This window comes from Aquimarina macrocephali, assembly GCF_051627225.1.
Lineage (GTDB): Bacteria > Bacteroidota > Bacteroidia > Flavobacteriales > Flavobacteriaceae > Aquimarina > Aquimarina macrocephali.
Map to the genome: position 1 here is coordinate 1,513,880 of NZ_CP151795.1, position 17,903 is coordinate 1,531,782.

23 protein-coding genes are annotated in these 17,903 nt (G+C 33.2%); 8 read left to right on the top strand and 15 right to left on the bottom strand.

Annotated elements, in window-relative coordinates; genetic code table 11:
* The first annotated feature begins 12 nt into the window (after positions 1–12).
* Complete coding sequence (truB, locus tag AAFU52_RS06800) at positions 13–720, top strand: tRNA pseudouridine(55) synthase TruB (RefSeq protein ID WP_024768236.1); 708 nt, start codon at positions 13–15, stop codon at positions 718–720.
* Between the two features lie 33 nt (positions 721–753).
* The gene (locus AAFU52_RS06805) at positions 754–1,446 is read left to right on the top strand and encodes a hypothetical protein (protein WP_438425918.1); all 693 of its coding nucleotides are present in this window, start codon (positions 754–756) and stop codon (positions 1,444–1,446) included.
* Between the two features lies 1 nt (position 1,447).
* Here AAFU52_RS06805 and AAFU52_RS06810 read toward each other — a convergent pair whose 3' ends face one another.
* Positions 1,448–2,062 (bottom strand): thioredoxin family protein, encoded by a 615-nt coding sequence (locus AAFU52_RS06810; RefSeq protein WP_438425919.1) that lies wholly within the window; start codon positions 2,060–2,062, stop codon positions 1,448–1,450.
* Between the two features lie 450 nt (positions 2,063–2,512).
* Here AAFU52_RS06810 and AAFU52_RS06815 point away from each other — a divergent pair, with 450 nt between their 5' ends.
* Genes AAFU52_RS06815 through AAFU52_RS06825 form a run of 3 tightly spaced genes read left to right on the top strand, consistent with a single transcriptional unit; the run spans position 2,513 to position 4,863 of the window.
* On the top strand, positions 2,513–3,820 hold the full coding sequence (locus AAFU52_RS06815; RefSeq protein WP_438425920.1) for a leucine-rich repeat domain-containing protein: 1,308 nt from the start codon (positions 2,513–2,515) through the stop codon (positions 3,818–3,820).
* Between the two features lie 51 nt (positions 3,821–3,871).
* Positions 3,872–4,435: a DNA-3-methyladenine glycosylase I gene (locus tag AAFU52_RS06820; protein WP_024768240.1), complete on the top strand. Its 564-nt coding sequence runs from the start codon at positions 3,872–3,874 to the stop codon at positions 4,433–4,435.
* A gap of 23 nt (positions 4,436–4,458) precedes the next feature.
* Positions 4,459–4,863: an ACT domain-containing protein gene (locus AAFU52_RS06825; RefSeq protein WP_024768241.1), complete on the top strand. Its 405-nt coding sequence runs from the start codon at positions 4,459–4,461 to the stop codon at positions 4,861–4,863.
* A 1-nt stretch (position 4,864) separates the two neighbouring features.
* On the opposite strand, the gene upp is transcribed toward AAFU52_RS06825, so the two are convergent.
* From upp to AAFU52_RS06845, 4 genes are all read right to left on the bottom strand, one after another.
* Positions 4,865–5,518 carry a uracil phosphoribosyltransferase gene (gene upp, locus AAFU52_RS06830; RefSeq protein ID WP_438425921.1) on the bottom strand — a complete coding sequence of 218 codons (654 nt, stop codon included), beginning with the start codon at positions 5,516–5,518 and terminating at the stop codon, positions 4,865–4,867.
* 81 nt (positions 5,519–5,599) lie between these two features.
* Positions 5,600–6,238, bottom strand: coding sequence for a leucyl/phenylalanyl-tRNA--protein transferase (aat, locus tag AAFU52_RS06835; RefSeq protein ID WP_024768243.1), 639 nt, complete (start codon positions 6,236–6,238; stop codon positions 5,600–5,602).
* A gap of 221 nt (positions 6,239–6,459) precedes the next feature.
* On the bottom strand, positions 6,460–6,837 hold the full coding sequence (locus AAFU52_RS06840) for a DUF3127 domain-containing protein (protein ID WP_024768244.1): 378 nt from the start codon (positions 6,835–6,837) through the stop codon (positions 6,460–6,462).
* Positions 6,838–6,849: 12 nt separating this feature from the next.
* The gene (locus tag AAFU52_RS06845; protein WP_024768245.1) at positions 6,850–7,722 is read right to left on the bottom strand and encodes a flavin reductase family protein; all 873 of its coding nucleotides are present in this window, start codon (positions 7,720–7,722) and stop codon (positions 6,850–6,852) included.
* Positions 7,723–7,856: 134 nt separating this feature from the next.
* On the opposite strand from AAFU52_RS06845, the gene AAFU52_RS06850 reads away from it, so the two are divergent.
* Both AAFU52_RS06850 and AAFU52_RS06855 read left to right on the top strand, forming a co-directional pair.
* Positions 7,857–9,044 (top strand): sensor histidine kinase, encoded by a 1,188-nt coding sequence (locus tag AAFU52_RS06850; protein ID WP_024768246.1) that lies wholly within the window; start codon positions 7,857–7,859, stop codon positions 9,042–9,044.
* An 82-nt stretch (positions 9,045–9,126) separates the two neighbouring features.
* The gene (locus AAFU52_RS06855) at positions 9,127–9,486 is read left to right on the top strand and encodes a hypothetical protein (RefSeq protein ID WP_024768247.1); all 360 of its coding nucleotides are present in this window, start codon (positions 9,127–9,129) and stop codon (positions 9,484–9,486) included.
* Here the strand turns inward: AAFU52_RS06855 and AAFU52_RS06860 are convergent.
* The 3 genes from AAFU52_RS06860 to greA form a co-directional block, all read right to left on the bottom strand.
* The gene (locus AAFU52_RS06860; RefSeq protein WP_024768248.1) at positions 9,483–9,893 is read right to left on the bottom strand and encodes an acyl-CoA thioesterase; all 411 of its coding nucleotides are present in this window, start codon (positions 9,891–9,893) and stop codon (positions 9,483–9,485) included. The genes AAFU52_RS06855 and AAFU52_RS06860 overlap by 4 nt on opposite strands.
* A gap of 6 nt (positions 9,894–9,899) precedes the next feature.
* Positions 9,900–10,289, bottom strand: coding sequence for an HIT family protein (locus tag AAFU52_RS06865; protein WP_024768249.1), 390 nt, complete (start codon positions 10,287–10,289; stop codon positions 9,900–9,902).
* 126 nt (positions 10,290–10,415) lie between these two features.
* Positions 10,416–10,892: a transcription elongation factor GreA gene (gene greA / locus AAFU52_RS06870; RefSeq protein WP_024768250.1), complete on the bottom strand. Its 477-nt coding sequence runs from the start codon at positions 10,890–10,892 to the stop codon at positions 10,416–10,418.
* Positions 10,893–11,012: 120 nt separating this feature from the next.
* On the opposite strand from greA, the gene AAFU52_RS06875 reads away from it, so the two are divergent.
* Positions 11,013–11,444, top strand: coding sequence for a Rieske (2Fe-2S) protein (locus tag AAFU52_RS06875; RefSeq protein ID WP_438425922.1), 432 nt, complete (start codon positions 11,013–11,015; stop codon positions 11,442–11,444).
* 28 nt (positions 11,445–11,472) lie between these two features.
* Here the strand turns inward: AAFU52_RS06875 and AAFU52_RS06880 are convergent, their stop codons facing one another.
* From AAFU52_RS06880 to thiC, 7 genes are all read right to left on the bottom strand, one after another.
* Positions 11,473–11,883, bottom strand: a complete 411-nt coding sequence (locus AAFU52_RS06880; RefSeq protein WP_438425923.1) for a hypothetical protein — start codon at positions 11,881–11,883, stop codon at positions 11,473–11,475.
* Between the two features lie 74 nt (positions 11,884–11,957).
* Positions 11,958–13,070, bottom strand: coding sequence for a 2-iminoacetate synthase ThiH (thiH, locus tag AAFU52_RS06885; protein ID WP_438425924.1), 1,113 nt, complete (start codon positions 13,068–13,070; stop codon positions 11,958–11,960).
* The gene (locus AAFU52_RS06890) at positions 13,063–13,833 is read right to left on the bottom strand and encodes a thiazole synthase (RefSeq protein ID WP_438425925.1); all 771 of its coding nucleotides are present in this window, start codon (positions 13,831–13,833) and stop codon (positions 13,063–13,065) included. Before AAFU52_RS06890 ends, thiH begins: the two co-directional genes overlap by 8 nt.
* Positions 13,834–13,857: 24 nt before the next feature.
* The gene (locus AAFU52_RS06895; protein WP_438425926.1) at positions 13,858–14,484 is read right to left on the bottom strand and encodes a thiamine phosphate synthase; all 627 of its coding nucleotides are present in this window, start codon (positions 14,482–14,484) and stop codon (positions 13,858–13,860) included.
* A gap of 11 nt (positions 14,485–14,495) precedes the next feature.
* Positions 14,496–15,272 (bottom strand): hydroxymethylpyrimidine/phosphomethylpyrimidine kinase, encoded by a 777-nt coding sequence (locus AAFU52_RS06900; protein ID WP_024768256.1) that lies wholly within the window; start codon positions 15,270–15,272, stop codon positions 14,496–14,498.
* Between the two features lie 18 nt (positions 15,273–15,290).
* Entirely contained in the window at positions 15,291–15,893 is a 603-nt protein-coding gene (locus AAFU52_RS06905) for a thiamine phosphate synthase (RefSeq protein ID WP_438425927.1), read from the bottom strand.
* Positions 15,894–15,973: 80 nt separating this feature from the next.
* The gene (gene thiC / locus AAFU52_RS06910; protein WP_024768258.1) at positions 15,974–17,833 is read right to left on the bottom strand and encodes a phosphomethylpyrimidine synthase ThiC; all 1,860 of its coding nucleotides are present in this window, start codon (positions 17,831–17,833) and stop codon (positions 15,974–15,976) included.
* Positions 17,834–17,903 lie beyond the last annotated feature (70 nt).

Sequence of the window (17,903 nt, forward strand, 5' to 3'; positions counted from 1 at the left end):
CCCCCATCTATAATGCTAACCGAACAAAATTATAAAGACGGTCAAATCCTTTTGATCGATAAACCGCTGCAATGGACATCTTTCCAAGTTGTAAATAAACTTCGTTGGCTTATCCGGAAGAATTTTGGTATCAAAAAAATTAAGGTAGGTCATGCAGGAACACTTGATCCTCTTGCAACAGGGTTATTACTTATCTGCACAGGAAAATTTACTAAGCGTATACAGGAATTTCAGGGACAAGCCAAAGAATATACTGGAACAATATTGCTTGGAGCAACAACACCCTCTTATGATCTGGAAACCGAGATTGATAAGACCTTTCCTATAGACCATATTTCTGAAAAAACTATACACGAAACAACATCTCTTTTTATTGGAGAAATAGATCAGTATCCTCCTATTTTTTCGGCTTTAAAAAAAGACGGTAAACGATTATATGAATATGCCCGTGAAGGAGAAACTGTAGAAATTAGCTCCCGAAAAATTACTATAAATGAATTCGAAATCACCAAAATCAAATTACCAGAAGTAGATTTTAGAGTTGTATGCAGCAAAGGGACATATATTAGATCACTAGCACATGATTTTGGAAAAGCATTAAATAGTGGGGCTCACTTAACTGTTTTAAGAAGGACTAAAATAGGATCATTTTCTGTTGAAGATGCTACTACAATTGAATCTTTTGAAAACCAGTTATGCCCAAAAATTGAAACTACATAAAATATTGTAGAATAAAAGTAGTTATAGATACCTATGGAATTTGTAGAAAAACATAAAGCTCTGATTATCACATCAATGTTGATGGGGATCGTTGTTCTAAGCCTTTACAATATCAATATGATAAACAAGCAAAAAGAACAATCTGAAATCCTAATGGAAATCCCTGAAGAGTTTCTTGCCGAAGAAGAACAACCTGAAGAAGAATTAATCGCTCAGGAAGATCGACAATTAATTGCTGCCAAAAGAACACATTCGGCCTTTAACGAAGATTTTGAAGATCCTGAAGAGTTTGAACAACGAATGAAATCATTGACAGAAACCGAAGCTGCTTCCGAAGAAAGTGAAGAAGCTGCACCTACAGAAGGTGAGGTTCCTATTGATGAAGAAGAGAAAAATGAAAATGAAAAAAAGGAAAAACTAGAACCAGAAGGTAAAGAAACTAACAATAGAAATAGCTCTCTTACTTATAGCTTAAAAAACAGAAAATCTATAGATCTACCTAATCCTGTATACACATGTAACGGAAGCGGTAAAGTAGTCGTAAAAATCGAAGTCAATAAAAATGGATATGTAGTTAATACCAAAGTTGACAAGAGAAATTCTACTACCCGAAACGAATGTCTTTTTGACAATGCAATGGATTATGCCAGAAAGGCTTTATTCTCTCGTTCTGACATAGAAGAACAAGAAGGTACTATTACATATTACTTTAATTATGGATCTTAAACTACAGTAGTTTTAATACATCTTCGGCAATATTCGTGCCTTTATCCTTGTTATACCAAACTTGTAAATCTTGCTTAAATTCTGGATTTAAGCTACCATGCTGTTCTTTATAATCATTTACCATTTGTGTCGCTACAGAAGGTCTTGGACCCCATGAATTTAACACCTCTTTGCTTTGATTATCATATGCAATTAATTTAGGTATTGATTTCCCTCCGTTGGTCAAAAAATTATTCATCAACTCATCGTGATCATCTCTAGAGATGATTTTTAAATCTATCCCCTCATTTAATTCTGCAAGTTTATTCAACACAGGTAATACATGTGCAGCGTCCCCACACCATCCTTCTGTTAATACTACCCAGGTTACATCTAGATTGGCATTAGAAAATGAAGCGGTAATTGATTCGTCTATTTTCAAGGTCTTATCCCATCGTTTCATTCTACGGTCATTAAGCATACTATAATTTGTTAATGCTTCAGATTGTTCATGACCAGTAGATTTATCTTCAGTTAACAAGTCACTAATCAGATTCTTATATTCCTGGTATGTGTATGAATTATCAATTCCTTTAGTTATTAATTCGGGTATTGTCATAGTAGTAGGTTGTTCCATAATTATAGCTTTCAAAAATAGGTAAAACAATATATTTACTGTCTAAAATGTCTAGCTTTTAATATCAAGCTTATGAGCATTTTAATTTATTATTACATTATCTGGCAATGTCTAAAAAATCATCTTTTTATATCAAAACCTTATAATTGTCAATTCTTAAAGGTTTCTTATACATAGGACGATAGTTATCCTTAAAACTTACAGATATTATATATACCCTGTAAACAGTGGGTTTATTTTTACTGTTAATAGTGTACTCTACGTGTGATTAGATTTCAATCTTTGTATTCAATTTCTAATAAATCTTTAACATAAAGGCAAAAAAATATGGTTTTGAAGCTAACAGTCAGGAATTTAAATAATAACTTTACAAGAGGGACATTATACACTTTACACACTACAGACTTATAGCATCATTTCAAGGGGTTTTCGATAGAAAATTTTAAATACATGAAAAAATTATTTACTATAACTATACTATTAATAGGGTATATGACTGCTATTGGTCAGGAAAATAAAATTTACAACTCATTACAAGAGGCATTGATCAATAAAGATCATGTGTACAAGTTAGATCTTAGTTATACCAAGCTCACAAAACTACCTGAGTCTGTAATACAATTAAAACAGCTACACTACCTCAACCTAGAAGGGAATGAAATAAGCAAATTACCAGAAACTATTTCAAATCTAAAAAAACTAAGAACGCTTAACATAAAAAAGAACAAACTTGTCGACCTACCCTTATCTCTTGGTGATTTACAAAATATAGAGGTTTTACTTTTATCTGAGAACCTGATTCTCACACTACCCGAATCTATTGGAAATTTAAAAAAACTAGGATGGTTATTTCTAAAAAACAACCAGATCAAGGTCTTACCCGAATCCTTTGGTAATCTTACAAATCTAAAAAAATTAGATCTGAGACAGAATCAGCTTATCGAGTTATCTAATACTTTTGGTAACCTTGCCAGCTTACAAGAACTTCTTATAGAAGGAAATCGACTTTCTGAATTGCCTCTGACATTTGGAAATCTAAAAAACATAGAAGCATTAAATCTATCAGATAATCAAATTGATGAATTGCCAGAATCTTTCGGAAATCTAAACAATCTGGAGTGGTTGATTTGTAAAGAAAATAAATTGGATCGAATTCCTGAAACATTTGGAAATCTTTCGAAATTAAAACTTCTGTATTTAAATGCTAATAAAATCAGTGAATTACCAAAAACCATTGAAAATCTAACCAACTTAAAAGATCTTAATTTATCAGGCAATAGGCTTTCTAAAACTAAAAAAGAAGCAAGTAAGCAACTATTGCCAAATTGTGAAATTAATTTTGAAAACAGTTACTACTCCTTGAAGAAGGCCTTAGAAAACAAGAAAAATGTTGATATCCTGTACCTTTCAGATAGCGAACTAACAGAGTTACCAGAATCGATAGGAGAGCTTAAAAATTTGCAAAAATTATATCTAATAAGTAATCAACTTAAGAAATTACCAAAATCCTTTGAGAAACTAAAAAAACTGGAAACTCTTTCTTTATCCTATAATAGTATTGCAAGTTTACCAGAGTCCCTATACAAGCTTAAAAACTTAAAACAACTCTATTTGGACAGCAATAATCTCACTTCTTTACCAGAATCTATAAAAGATTTAAAAAAATTAAAAATTATTCATCTATCTGGTAATAATTTATCTGATCTAGAAAAAGAAAAAATTAAAAAACTACTGCCTGATTGTTCAATTTCTTTTTAAAATAAACAGTATTTTAGAAACTTGATCTATAAAACAAACTAAGTATATACTATGCAAAAACACAGATGTGGTTGGTGTATTGGCGATCCATTATATGAAGCCTACCATGATACTGAGTGGGGAGTACCATTACACGACGAACAGCTTTTATTCGAATTTTTAATTCTTGAAACTTTTCAAGCTGGGTTGAGTTGGATTACCATTTTACGAAAACGAGAAAATTTTAAGGTTGCTTTTGATAATTTTGATTATAAAATCGTCGCTAAATATAACGACACAAAGAAAGAAGAACTATTACAAAATGCTGGAATCATTCGCAATAAGCTGAAAGTAAATTCTGCAATAACTAATGCTCAGAATTTTATCAAAATCCAAGAAGAGTTTGGTAGTTTTAATGAATATATCTGGGGTTTTGTAAATGGAAAACAAGTTCAGAACAATTGGCCTCACCATAAAGATTGTCCGGCTACTACAGAAACTTCTGATATCGTAAGTAAAGATTTAAAAAAACGAGGGTTTAAGTTTGTGGGCTCTACCGTTATTTATGCTTTTATGCAGGCTATTGGAATGGTAAATGATCACGAAGTGGGTTGTTTTAGATACAAAGAAGTTTAGAAACACATTAAAAACATCAAAAAATGAGTGGAGAAACTAATTTAACTACTTTAATCAGAAACATGTCTCCTGTATTACAGGCTGGTGAGTTTGTTTTTTCTACAGTAAAAAATACAGATAATATCCCCAGAGAAGATAGTATTGGTGAATTTAAAGAACAGGAAGGAGTAACTATTATACTTGATCGCAAAAAAGCAGAACAACTTAATCTTTCTTATGAATATATTGCCTCATGGATAACTCTAAAAATCCATTCTTCTCTAGATGCGGTAGGTCTTACAGCTATTTTTTCGACAGAATTAGCAAAACATAAAATTAGTTGTAATGTAATTGCCGGCTATTATCATGATCATATTTTTGTTGACAAAAAAGATGAAAACAAAGCAATTAGTGTTCTAAAGAAACTATCCGAAAATTATGAAGAATAGCTTAAAGTTTTATTCCAAAAGATAAATCTCCCGCATCACCGAGACCAGGAATAATGTAGCTCTTATCATTTAGTTTTTCATCAACTGCAGCAATCCAAAGATGAGTATTTTCTGGAAACACATTTTTAATATATGATATCCCTTGCTCTGATCCAATTACAGAAACAATATGTACTTGCTCAGGCATACCATGTCTTTTCATCACAGTAAAAGTATTCTCAAGAGTTTTTCCTGTTGCCAGCATTGGATCTGCCAAAACCAAAGTTTTATCTTTTAAAGAAGGCGAAGCCAGATATTTTACCACAATTTCAAAATCATCATCATCATTTTGATGATCCCTATATGCTGAAATAAATCCGTTTTCTGCAGTATCAAAATAATTTAATACCCCTTGATGCAATGGTAATCCAGCTCTAAGAATAGAACATAATACAAGCGCATTCTTAGGTACCGAAATTTCCTTGGTTCCTAAAGGTGTTTGAACTGTTTTGGTTTCATAATCCAAAGTTTTACTTAATTCGTAACTTAGAATTTCGCCTATTCGTTCAATATTTTTCCTAAAACGCATTGCATCTTTCTGTATAGTAACATCTCTTAGTTCTAAAATAAATTGATTTAAAATTGAGTTTTTTAATCCTAAATTATGAATAACCATTGATGCTACATTTTAAGAAGTTATTAAAATCTTTTTTTAATTATTTTTGAAATCAGATGAAAAATCAATCTCTAACTCATCTTACCTCAAATATTTTATAAACGCTGCCCTTGTAATTTCTCTGGCACCTAAACTTGCCAAATGATCAGTATACACCTGGCAATCGATCAACTGTATTTCTTTTGCTATTAACCACTCTACCAAAGTAATAAAACCATATTTAGAAGCATTACTAGCTTTAGAAAACATACTCTCACCGCAAAATACTTTTTTCTCTCTTAACAAAATCCCATACAACCCACCTACCAAAACTGATTCTTGCCAAACCTCTACAGAGATAGCATATCCTAACTCATGAAGTTTTTTATACGCTTTTTGCATATCGTTTGTGATCCAGGTACCTTCTTGTTCTGGACGTGTGATTGTTGCACAGTGTTGTACAACACTTTCAAAAGCTTTATTAAATGTTACTTCAAACTTATTTTTTCTGATAAGTTGGCGCATACTTTTACTTACTCTAAGTTCTGAAGGAAAAAGCACCATTCTTGGATCAGGACTATACCATAGAATAGGTTGATCCTCATCATACCAGGGAAAAATTCCGTTATGATATGCCTCCAGTAATCTATCGACCGAAAGATCTCCTCCTATAGCCAAAAGACCATTCGTATCAGCAAGAGTTACTGGTGGAAATTGTATTGTATCTGTTAAAATGTACAAAATATACTTATAAATCTTTATACAACGTTAAATATCAATCAGTTGTTTGAATTGACCAAAAAAATCGCAATATTTGTTAGGACCTTTTAAGATAAATTTTGTTCATCATTGCTTTTTTGAGTTTTATTAAAAGGTTAACCTAAAACCACAATAATGAAAAGTCCGATATGAATAATATCGGACTTTTTTCTTTTTATTAAAATACTGTCTAAAAAATCTATTTAGAACGGTAAATCATCATGTTCTTCTTCAGAAAAATCTTTTGCAGGCTCAAAGGCATCTACTGGCGGAGTTGGAGGAGCAGAAGCATTCTGAGCTGCAGGTTGCAAACTCTCAATTCTCCATCCCTGGATAGAATTAAAATACTTAGTTTCTCCCTGTGGATTTACCCACTCACGACCACGTAAATTAATACTTATTTTTACATCCTGACCTACTTGAAAAGGGTTTAATAAGTCACATTTATCCTGAACAAACTCTACCATGATATGTTGTGGGTATTGCTCTTCAGTAGTAACTACAACTTCTCTCTTTCTAAAACCATTGCTTCCAAAGGTTTGAGTCTCACCAATCATCTTTACTTTACCTTGTACTTCCATCTTATTGAATTATTATTTTGCTGCTAAAATGTTCCATGCAGTATCTATATCGTCCTGATCAAGATACTGCTTTGCAAATTTATGAATTTCTATTAGGTTAGCCTCCTGAATTTTACCCTTAATATCATTATGGTTATTAACAAATTCTAAAGCTTCAGTTTTTGTTGGCATTCCTTCTACATTTCCAAGCTTACCTAAATCATTTCCTGTAAAAACAGTACTGCTTCTTACTTCTTCTGGCAATGCATCTACACCAATCCCTATTGAGCTTAATGGTTTAGGCACTTCAAACATCCCCATATTAGCCCTACTATACCAATTACCTCCCATACGGGCAACCTGATCTATCTTATGCTGATCTATTCTATTATTTTCATCCATCACATTCTCATTAATATGCATAAGAACTACTTCGCAAATAATAAGATTACCAGCTCCTCCTTCATCACCCATAGGAACTACTTGATTAACCTTGCATTCAAACTGTACCGGAGACTCTCCTACACGATATGCTTTGACTTTTTCTGAAGGTACCATGGTAAGCCCAGACTTTTCAAATTCATTAACCCCTTCTGGATACTCTGTACTTGATAATGACATCTGCTGAACAATATCATAATTCACAATATTAATGACTACTTCTTTGGTAGATTTCGCATTCTCTAATGTGTGTTTTGTAGTATTATCTCTTACTCTTCTTGCCGGAGAAAAAATAAGAATCGGTGGATTCGCACTAAATACATTAAAAAAACTAAACGGAGATAAATTAGCATTGCCATTTATATCCATCGTACTAGCAAAAGCTATAGGTCTGGGACCGATTGCTCCAAGAATTAAACCATGTAATTTTCCAGTAGTAACCTCTGATGGATCAATTGTAATCATAATTTGTTTTATATTGAGCAAATATATAAAAGTTTGGTTTTAGAATCATTAAATGAACAGGTTTTAGAATCTGTTTTATAAACAATAAAATCGTTTTAAAACGTTTATATTTAGGATTTAGTTAACTAGTCTGTATGAATTTTTCTGATGAGCGTAATTTTTCGAGCTATTTTATCATTATAGCTGTTTTAGTAATAACCGGTCTCGTTTTATGGAATACATCGTTATTCATGCAACGTCTTAAGGATGATGAACGAACTAAAGTTGAAATATGGGTGCAATCCCAGAAAGCATTAGATAGCGAACAATCCGATGACTATCTCGAATTATCTATTGTCATAAATACTACAAACAAATCTATTCCTATCATCATCACAGATTCTAAAGGTGATTTTATTAGAGATTCTTTAGGGAAACCTGATCCAAGTTATTTTAAAAATTTATCTAAAAATGAAGTAACAGATGAAGATAAGCTTAAGTCATATTTAAAAACGTTAAAATCAGAAAATGACCCAATAGAACTCGATCTTAAAGATACCGTTCAATATATTTATTATGGAAATTCGGATATTTTAAATAAACTGAAATATTACCCAATGACCATTGCCATCATTATATTTTTACTAATTGGAGTAATTTATTTCTTTTTTACCACCTCTAAAGCTAGTGAACAAAATAAACTATGGGCAGGTATGGCTAAAGAGACTGCTCACCAAATCGGCACACCATTATCCTCATTGGTAGGCTGGAACGAAATCCTTAAAACCGAAAATGTAAATCCAGAATATATCGTAGAAATAGAAAAAGATATTGAACGATTAAAGATAATTACAGAACGTTTTTCTAAAATTGGATCTATTCCCAACCTTGAAGATGTTGATATTGTAGAAGAAACCCGAAACGCTTATACATATCTTCAATCCAGGAGCTCTAAACTCATTAATTTTTCGCTTAATTTACCCGATAAACCTATTCAAGTATCATTAAACTCCCAATTATATAGCTGGACAATCGAAAATCTCGTAAAAAATGCTATTGATGCGGTACGAGGAAAAGGAGATCTTGAAATTGACCTTATAGATGATGCAAAACGGGTTTTTATACGAATTAAAGATACCGGTAAGGGTATTCCTAAAAGTAAGTTTACTAAAATTTTTGAGCCCGGGTATACATCTAAGAGCAGAGGATGGGGTTTAGGTTTGTCCTTATCAAAAAGAATTATAGAAGAATATCACTTAGGAAAAATTAAAGTTCTTAAATCCGATATTGGTAAAGGCACTACTTTTCAAATCACACTTCGCAAGTCTGGAGTTACTTCTTAATCTTAAATTTTCCTAAAAGGGTATAACAATATTTTTTTCGCAACGTTATAGAATACCTATTTAACGCCAAATCTAAAACAAAGTGAAAACTGAGTATATTATTTTAAAAGAAACAACTCTTAACAATAATTGTCCAGAATGTTACTCTACCGATGGCATGATACTTTCTTTCAAACAGCAAAGACTAAAATCGAAATTTCTGGTAAAAACCAAAAGCAATATTGTAGAAAGTATTAACTGTAACAAATGTGAAAATCAAATTTTTCCGGGACAGTGGACCACAGATATAGAAAGAGTCTATGATTATCATAAAAAAACAATCACTCGTCAATCTGGATCATTACGTTTTACCAAATTGTTTTATATTCTATTACTTCTTGCGATCACTATAGCAGCTTTTCTGTATATCTATCTTTACAGGCCCGATCTTTTAGGAATCTAATATTGTTTCATAACCTCTCGTAATTCATCTGTAATCAGAAAGGTTTTATCTGTATTAAAATCAAAACAAACGGCTACATCGTGACCTTCTGCACAAAGTACACCCTCATCATTATACAATTGATGGTATAATCCAAAACTAGAGTTTTTAATAAAATCGACTTTAGTTTTAATTACTACATTTCCTGGAAAAAACAAAGGGTTTTTAAAATCACATCGGGTAGAAACCAACATAGGTCCCTTTTTAGTTTCGGCATATAATTTTGCCAAACCTGTTACTTCCCAAAATTGAACACGTGCACTTTGCATATATTTCATGAAATTTACATTGTTCACATGCTGATAGGTATCCATCTCACTCCAATCAATACGAAGTTGTAGAGATAATTTAAAATCAGATTCTTGCATATGTCTTTATAAATTCGAATGAATCTCTTTTGCCAGTGTTTTAAAATCAGACTCCGCCATAGAAATTTTATGCTGAAAAGTCATTTCTTTCATTTCATTTAATGGAATTAAATGCACGTGTACATGAGGTACTTCTAAGCCTACAACGGCAATACCAACACGTTTACAAGAGACTGTTTTTTCTATAGCTTTAGCTACTTTACGAGAAAAGCGCATTAACTCCAGATATTCGTCTTCGGCCAGATCAAATATTTTATCTTCTTCTTTTTTAGGAATACAAAGTGTATGTCCTTTAGCATTTGGACTAATATCCAAAAAGGCGTAATAATTCTCATCTTCGGCCACTTTATACGATGGAATTTCGCCATTTACAATTTTAGTAAATAGGGTAGACATTAATTAAATTTTAGTTGGGTTACGGTTTTGGAAATATAGTTTATTTATCTGTAAGTCAAAACCATAAAAAAGCCTTTTTTAAAAAATTAAAAAAGGCTTGTAATAAAATCTAAAAAATTACTTCTTTTATTCTCTTGAAATCTCTACAACATCAAACTTCATAATCCCGTTAGGGACCTGTATTTCGGCTATTTCGCCAACACTTTTCCCTAAGAGACCTTTTCCGATAGGAGAATCTACAGATATTTTTCCTGTTTTAAGATCTGCTTCACTTTGTGCTACCAATTTATAGGTCATTTCGGCACCATTAGTTTGATTTTTGATCTTTACAGTAGAATGTATAAGGGCTTTAGACGTGTCTAATTGAGATTCGTCAATTAAACGTGCATTTGAAAGAGTTTCTTCCATTTTAGAAATTCTCATCTCTAATAATCCCTGTGCCTCTTTTGCGGCATCATACTCGGCATTCTCACTTAAATCTCCTTTATCACGTGCTTCAGCTATTGCCTGAGAAGCTTTTGGGCGCTCTACATCCTTAAGTTGACCTAGTTCGTCTCTTAATTTTTTAAGCCCCTCTACAGTATAATAAGATACTTTGCTCATAACTTCATCGTTTATATAAATACAAAAAATCCCATAAGAATGGGATTTGTTATTCAAAGATAACAAAAATTTTACTGAAGACTACAAATTTACGTAATTTGCCAATACAATATTAGTGTTATGAAAAAGACTTTATTTTTAGCAAGTGTTCTTTTAATTTTATCATGCAGTAGTGATGATAATGGAGACAATAATCAATTTCTACCTCCTTCGAGTGTTAATTATCAAATCAATCTTAATTTACCTCAATTTAACAAGCTTAAATTCCCGAGTAATCATTTTGTAGATAACTCTGAAAACGGAAGTATTAAAGGAGTCATCATTTATAATATTGATAACACACAGTATTCTGCTTTTGAGCTTAGCGACCCTAATCATTCTCCTAGTTCTTGTTCTGCCCAGACAATAGATGGGATTACCTCGACTTGCAATTGTGATGATGGAAACAGTTACAATATTGTTACAGGACAGCAAACCTCTGGTGATGGTCAATTTGGATTAAGACGATATAGGGTGCGAAGAGAAGGAAATACGTTATTTATCTCTAACTAATTATAAAAAGAAAAAAACCAGTATCTTTTTAATCTGTATCTTGTTTTTTTGAAATCACAACATTAAAAGACAGTAGAAAATCAAAATCCTTTAACTTAAATTCATACTCGTTCCATAATGAAGGCGCATATGTATATTCTGTTTTTCCTTGTAAACCATACCTGCAAACTTCTATTTTCCCACAATTATTCCCTTTAGAAAGCGATAACTGGATAGTAGTTTTTGTTGGACCACTGGTACCGGGATATGGTGGGCGTTTATGAGAATAACCCGTTAATAGAATAGATAAAGAATCTGTAAGCATTACTGGTATATTAGGTTTTAATTCCACCAGTATTGGGTTTGTATACTTTATTGTTTCTGTATCCTGTTCTTGTTGAGCATAGCCTGAATGGCTCCAAAAGAGAAGAAGAGAAATTACAGTAATTATCCTACTCATAAAAATAAAATTATATATCCATATTTACAATAGTGCTTTTTTTGGCCTTAAACCCGGGTTAAATATATTACAATTTATTTCCAATTATAAGCCCAGTCTTTCCAAACGACTTCTAGCCCCTTATTTTTAAGCATTTTTACTACATCTCCTGTAGAACGTTCATCCGAAATTTCGAACTGTTCTAAAGATTGTGGCTCTACAACATAACCTCCCGGATTAGTTTTGGATTCGGCACTTATAGAAGTGATTCCAAGATTTACAATATGTTCTCTAAACACTTCACTTTCTCGGGTAGACATAGACAATTCTACATCTTCATCTAACAATCGAAAAGCACATATCAATTGCACCAAATCCGAATCTGTCATTTCTACTTTTGGCTCTAGTCCGCCACTGTATGGTCTAAGTCTCGGGAAGGATATCGAATATTTTGTTTTCCAATACGTTTTTTGCAAGTAGTTAAGGTGTAATGCTGTAAAAAAGCTATCTGCCCTCCAATCCTCTAGACCAAAAAGAGCTCCTAATCCTATTTTATGAATTCCTGCTTTACCTAATCGATCCGGTGTTTCTAATCGATAATCGAAATTAGATTTCCTTCCTTTTGGATGATGTTTTTTATACTCTTCTTTATGGTATGTTTCCTGGTACACTAATACTGCATACAAACCATTCTTGATCAATAGTTCATAATCAGACTGATCTAATGGTTGTATTTCTATAGTAATATTGGCAAACTTTGATTGTATGAGTTGTATTGCATTATTAATATAATCTACTCCTACTATTTTATTTGCCTCGCCGGTAACCAGAAGGATATGATCATATCCTTTTGATTTCAAGAAATCTACCTCCTCCAGAATCTCCTTATTGGTTAATGTTCTTCTCGGAATTTTATTAGTCATACTAAACCCACAATACGTACATATATTTTGACATTCATTACTCAGGTACATTGGAGTATACATCTGGATGGTGTTGCCAAAGCGTTTTTTAGTAGTATAGCTACTTATTTGCGCCATATGTTCTAGATATGGTTTTGCAGCGGGAGAAATTAGTGCTTTAAAATCTTCGAGGTCTCTTTTGGATTTGGCAAGAGCATTCGTAACATCTGCTTCTGTCTTAGAAAAGATACTGGAAAGTGTTTCATCCCAATCATATCGTTCGAATATATCTTTGAAACTATTCATTCAAAAAACTCGTTAACGGGCTACTCGCCTCTGCATGCTGTCTAATAGGGGCTAATTTTGAATTATATGCCATATGACCAGCCTCTACAGCCATTTTAAATGCTTTTGCCATCGTTATTGGTTGCTGTGATACTGCAATAGCCGTATTTACCAATACAGCATCTGCACCAATCTCCATCGCTTGTGCTGCATGCGATGGGCTTCCGATACCTGCATCTACGATTACAGGAACATTACTTTGATCTATGATAATTTCTAAAAACTCTAATGTTTTTAAGCCTTTGTTACTTCCTATAGGCGCACCTAGTGGCATCACACATTGCGTTCCTACTTCTTCTAATCGTTTACATAAAACAGGATCTGCATGAATATAAGGCATGACCACAAATCCTTGTTTCACCAATTCTGAAGCTGCTTTTAAGGTTTCAATAGGGTCTGGTAATAAATATTTTGGATCCGGATGAATCTCTAACTTTATCCAATTGGTCTCTAGTGCTTCTCTTGCCAATTGAGCAGCAAAGACTGCTTCTTTAGCATCCCGGACCCCAGATGTATTAGGGAGTAAATTAATTCGCGGATGATCCAAATGTTTTAAAATATCATCATTTTCATTATTAACATCAACCCGCTTTAATGCTACCGTTACCAGCTCACTTTCTGAAGCAAGTAACGCTTCTTTCATTAATCCAGAAGAACTAAACTTTCCTGTTCCTGTAAATAAACGGGATGAAAATTCTTTATCTGCAATTTTTAATTTTTCCATTTCTTAACGATTGGTCAATAGCTTTTAAACCATTATATTTTTTATAGATTCTATTTTTTTCTTCAAATTCACCTGGTTTGTCAATTCTCCCGAAATGGCAATTCCTGAAACTCCTGTCTGCATAAGTGCTGCAACATCCTTCTCTATAATTCCTCCAATCGCAATTATGGGTAATTCTAAATTTTGATTTTTCAATTTGGTAAGAATACTTGTGTAACCATCAATCCCTAATACTGGACTTAGTTTCTTCTTGGTTATTGTATGTTTATAAGGCCCAAGACCTATATAATCAACACCATCTTTACTATGTTGTAAGCAGTTTTCTATAGTATTTGCAGTACCGCCAATAATAAAATTATCTCCCAGGATTTTTCGTGCCCCCCGAGGATTCATATCACTTAATCCCAAATGTATGCCATCGGCCAGAACAGCTTTTGCCACACTTACATTATCATTGATAATCATAATTACATCATATTGATCACAGATATTTCTACATTGCAACGCTGTATTTAAATAAGTAGCCATATCAACCTCTTTAAGACGTAGTTGTATCCATTTGCAACCAGCTTTACAAGCATTTTTTATGTTATCAAGATGCTCCTGTGGAGTTTTGCCTTGTGAGATATATTGTAAACCTACTTCTTTCATAATCTTTATTATTAAATTCTATGATATCCCAGCAAACTACTATTAGAAACCAGTACTTTTTCGGTATATCTTTTTCCTCTATAACAAGCTTTTATTAATGGAAATCCTAATGCCAAATATGTAGTAATTGCAGAAGAAAGTACGCAACCGCTTCCGTGTTTTTCTGATACATTTTGTCTTTTGGGATTAAACATAAAATTCTTTCCACTTGTAGTGAATAGTTCATCTTTTCCAACTGCTTCTTTTCTATGCCCTCCTTTTAGAAAAAGATTAGTTCTACTAGAGATATAAGCAATTGTTTCTTTGATAGTTTTACTTGAGTACAACTTCTCTATTTCATTATAATTTGGTGTCAAAAGGTAGATTTTATCTAATACAGTCTCAAACTGTTTCTCGATATTATCCTGATCATCTGAATTGTCGTTAGAAGAATGAAAATCAAAATCTGAACTAGACTTTAATACCGGGTCTAAAACAATTTTAATGGCATTATTTTTTTCTAATAAAACATCAATAATTGTATTAAGTATTTTCCAACTCTTAACGATTCCTATTTTTACATACGCTATTTCAAAACGATCAAATAGTATTTCTACTTGACTTTTTATCACATCAATATCGACCCAATAACATGTTTTGAATTCAACATCATTCTGGATAGTATTTGCAGTACAAACAGACAAACCATAGCCCTTTAATGCTTCAATCGTTTTAATATCTGCAGTAAGTCCAGCTCCGTTTGACGGGTCAAAACCTGCAATAGTAAGTACATACGGTCTTTTTACCATTCTTATTAAGAATCAACTTTAAATAGTTTGTATCGTTTTAAGTTTATCATAAATCATTTTGAAGCTTTTTAATGAATCCTCTGTATTCCATATCCCGCCTAAAACACCGACTCCTCTATACCCCAGATCAAATGTTGCTTGCAATGTGTTTTCATTAATCCCACCCATTCCTATAACAAATTCATCTAGATCATTGACATCAAATCCTTTTCCTTTATATCCCGCTTTAGAAATTGAACCAAAAACGGGACTCAACAAAACATATTCAAAATCAACAAGACAGTTTTTAATATCCTCTTTAGAATGAAAAGAGCTGCTTATTTTAAAACCTTTCGTTTTATAATCATTAACATACTCTTCTAATTTTTCTTCTAAATCTAGTCGTGGTTGTTCCTGAATATGAGTTCCTCTCAAATTAAATTCTTCGCATAACTCATGAAATTGATGTACCATAATACGGCTATGGTATTTTGTGTCAATTTGGTTGAGCAAAGTTCTATACCCTTCTACATCTAATGTTGGTTTGCGAAAATGCAATATCTCCAGACCATTATCGAAAAGTTTATTGATTTCACCTGCTTCGTTCTCTAATTCTCGTTCTGAGGTTAATATGATTAACATAGGTTTTATATATTAGGTTTCGGCGCTCAAATATCAGGTATCAGTAAATTACGGAAACCTGATGTCTTGATTACTATGATCTACAAATATACTTCGCTTCCTTTTTCTTTAAACTCTTCTGCTTTTTCCTGCATTCCTGCTTCGAGTGCTTTTCGATCATCAATTTCTTTTTTTGCAGCATAGTCACGTACCTCCTGAGATATTTTCATCGAACAGAATTTTGGGCCACACATACTACAGAAATGAGCAATTTTTGCACCTTCTGCTGGTAGTGTTTCGTCGTGATATTCTCTTGCTAGTTCTGGATCCAGAGATAAATTGAATTGATCTTCCCATCTAAACTCAAAACGTGCCTTACTTAAGGCATCATCTCGATGTTGTGCTCCAGGGTGTCCTTTTGCTAAATCTGCGGCATGCGCTGCCAATTTATAGGTAATCACTCCCGTACGCACATCTTCCTTATTAGGTAATCCCAAATGTTCTTTTGGGGTCACATAGCACAACATTGCTGTCCCATACCAACCAATCATGGCAGCTCCGATTCCCGAAGTGATATGATCATAACCAGGAGCGATATCGGTAGTCAAAGGTCCTAAGGTATAAAAAGGTGCTTCTCCACAAGCTTCTAACTGCTTATCCATATTTGCTTTGATCATATGCATTGGCACATGTCCTGGCCCTTCAATAAAAGTTTGCACATCATGTTTCCATGCAATTTTTGTTAACTCTCCCAGGGTTTCTAATTCTGCAAACTGCGCTTCATCATTAGCATCTGCAATACAACCCGGGCGCAATCCATCTCCTAGTGAAAATGCTACATCATAGGCTTTCATGATCTCGCATATTTCTTCAAAATGCGTGTATAAAAAACTTTCTTGATGATGCGCAAGACACCATTTTGCCATAATAGATCCTCCTCTAGAAACAATACCAGTGATACGTTTTGCTGTCATCGGTACATACGCCAGACGTACTCCTGCATGAATAGTAAAATAATCTACTCCTTGTTCTGCCTGCTCGATCAATGTATCCTTAAAGATCTCCCACGTTAAATCTTCGGCTTTACCATTCACTTTTTCTAATGCCTGATAAATAGGTACAGTTCCTATCGGTACTGGTGAGTTACGAATAATCCATTCTCTGGTTTCGTGTATGTTTTTTCCTGTAGAAAGATCCATAATATTATCTGCTCCCCAGCGGCATGCCCACACTGCCTTTTCTACTTCTTCTTCGATACTTGATGTTGTGGCAGAATTACCAATATTTGCATTTATTTTTACCAAAAAGTTTCTCCCTAATATCATAGGTTCACTTTCTGGGTGGTTGATGTTAGATGGGATTACAGCTCTACCTCTTGCAACTTCTTCTCTCACAAACTCTGGAGTAATTACCTCTGGAATACTAGCTCCAAAATCTTGCCCAGGATGTTGCTTCGAAAGGCGTTTTACTTCTTGAAGTTTTTGATTTTCGCGTATAGCTACATATTCCATTTCGGGAGTAATGATACCTTGTTTCGCATAATACATCTGGGAAACATTTTTTCCTTTTTTAGCTCGTTTTGGTTTACGAAGATGATTAAATCGCAAGTGATCCAAACTAGAATCCTTTAACCTCTCATTACAATATTCTGAAGAAAAACTATCTAATTCTTCTACATCTTCGCGATCTAAAACCCATGGTTCTCGTATAGGTTCGATCCCATTATGAACATTGATTTTTTTTGAAGGATCCGTATACGGTCCACTTGTATCATATACCGTGACAGATTGATTAGCCGTTCTTTTTTCTGTAACACTATCAACGGTGTCACTCAACCTGATCTCTCGCATTGCTACCTTAACTTCTGGATGAATAGTTCCAGATACATAGATTTTTTCTGAACTCGGAAAAGGTGTAGTACTAATTATAGTATCCTGCGGTGCTGTATCTTTTTTCTTCATAAATATTGTGTTTCAGGTTTTGATTATACTCTTTGCTATTAGTTTTTTATGATATTCTTAATGATCTATA

What these genes read in the sequence shown, in the direction of transcription:
- AAFU52_RS06865 (WP_024768249.1), bottom strand. Translation starts at nt 10,289, where the DNA reads ATGTCTACCCTATTTACTAAAATTGTAAATGGCGAAATTCCATCGTAT.
- AAFU52_RS06825 (WP_024768241.1), top strand. Translation starts at nt 4,459, where the DNA reads ATGAGTGGAGAAACTAATTTAACTACTTTAATCAGAAACATGTCTCCT.
- AAFU52_RS06845 (WP_024768245.1), bottom strand. Translation starts at nt 7,722, where the DNA reads ATGATTACAATTGATCCATCAGAGGTTACTACTGGAAAATTACATGGT.
- thiC (WP_024768258.1), bottom strand. Translation starts at nt 17,833, where the DNA reads ATGAAGAAAAAAGATACAGCACCGCAGGATACTATAATTAGTACTACA.
- AAFU52_RS06895 (WP_438425926.1), bottom strand. Translation starts at nt 14,484, where the DNA reads ATGAAAGAAGTAGGTTTACAATATATCTCACAAGGCAAAACTCCACAG.
- AAFU52_RS06905 (WP_438425927.1), bottom strand. Translation starts at nt 15,893, where the DNA reads ATGTTAATCATATTAACCTCAGAACGAGAATTAGAGAACGAAGCAGGT.
- AAFU52_RS06840 (WP_024768244.1), bottom strand. Translation starts at nt 6,837, where the DNA reads ATGGAAGTACAAGGTAAAGTAAAGATGATTGGTGAGACTCAAACCTTT.
- AAFU52_RS06880 (WP_438425923.1), bottom strand. Translation starts at nt 11,883, where the DNA reads ATGAGTAGGATAATTACTGTAATTTCTCTTCTTCTCTTTTGGAGCCAT.
- greA (WP_024768250.1), bottom strand. Translation starts at nt 10,892, where the DNA reads ATGAGCAAAGTATCTTATTATACTGTAGAGGGGCTTAAAAAATTAAGA.
- thiH (WP_438425924.1), bottom strand. Translation starts at nt 13,070, where the DNA reads ATGAATAGTTTCAAAGATATATTCGAACGATATGATTGGGATGAAACA.
- AAFU52_RS06875 (WP_438425922.1), top strand. Translation starts at nt 11,013, where the DNA reads ATGAAAAAGACTTTATTTTTAGCAAGTGTTCTTTTAATTTTATCATGC.
- truB (WP_024768236.1), top strand. Translation starts at nt 13, where the DNA reads ATGCTAACCGAACAAAATTATAAAGACGGTCAAATCCTTTTGATCGAT.
- AAFU52_RS06890 (WP_438425925.1), bottom strand. Translation starts at nt 13,833, where the DNA reads ATGGAAAAATTAAAAATTGCAGATAAAGAATTTTCATCCCGTTTATTT.
- AAFU52_RS06850 (WP_024768246.1), top strand. Translation starts at nt 7,857, where the DNA reads ATGAATTTTTCTGATGAGCGTAATTTTTCGAGCTATTTTATCATTATA.
- AAFU52_RS06810 (WP_438425919.1), bottom strand. Translation starts at nt 2,062, where the DNA reads ATGGAACAACCTACTACTATGACAATACCCGAATTAATAACTAAAGGA.
- AAFU52_RS06805 (WP_438425918.1), top strand. Translation starts at nt 754, where the DNA reads ATGGAATTTGTAGAAAAACATAAAGCTCTGATTATCACATCAATGTTG.
- AAFU52_RS06820 (WP_024768240.1), top strand. Translation starts at nt 3,872, where the DNA reads ATGCAAAAACACAGATGTGGTTGGTGTATTGGCGATCCATTATATGAA.
- AAFU52_RS06815 (WP_438425920.1), top strand. Translation starts at nt 2,513, where the DNA reads ATGAAAAAATTATTTACTATAACTATACTATTAATAGGGTATATGACT.
- upp (WP_438425921.1), bottom strand. Translation starts at nt 5,518, where the DNA reads ATGGTTATTCATAATTTAGGATTAAAAAACTCAATTTTAAATCAATTT.
- AAFU52_RS06900 (WP_024768256.1), bottom strand. Translation starts at nt 15,272, where the DNA reads ATGGTAAAAAGACCGTATGTACTTACTATTGCAGGTTTTGACCCGTCA.
- AAFU52_RS06860 (WP_024768248.1), bottom strand. Translation starts at nt 9,893, where the DNA reads ATGCAAGAATCTGATTTTAAATTATCTCTACAACTTCGTATTGATTGG.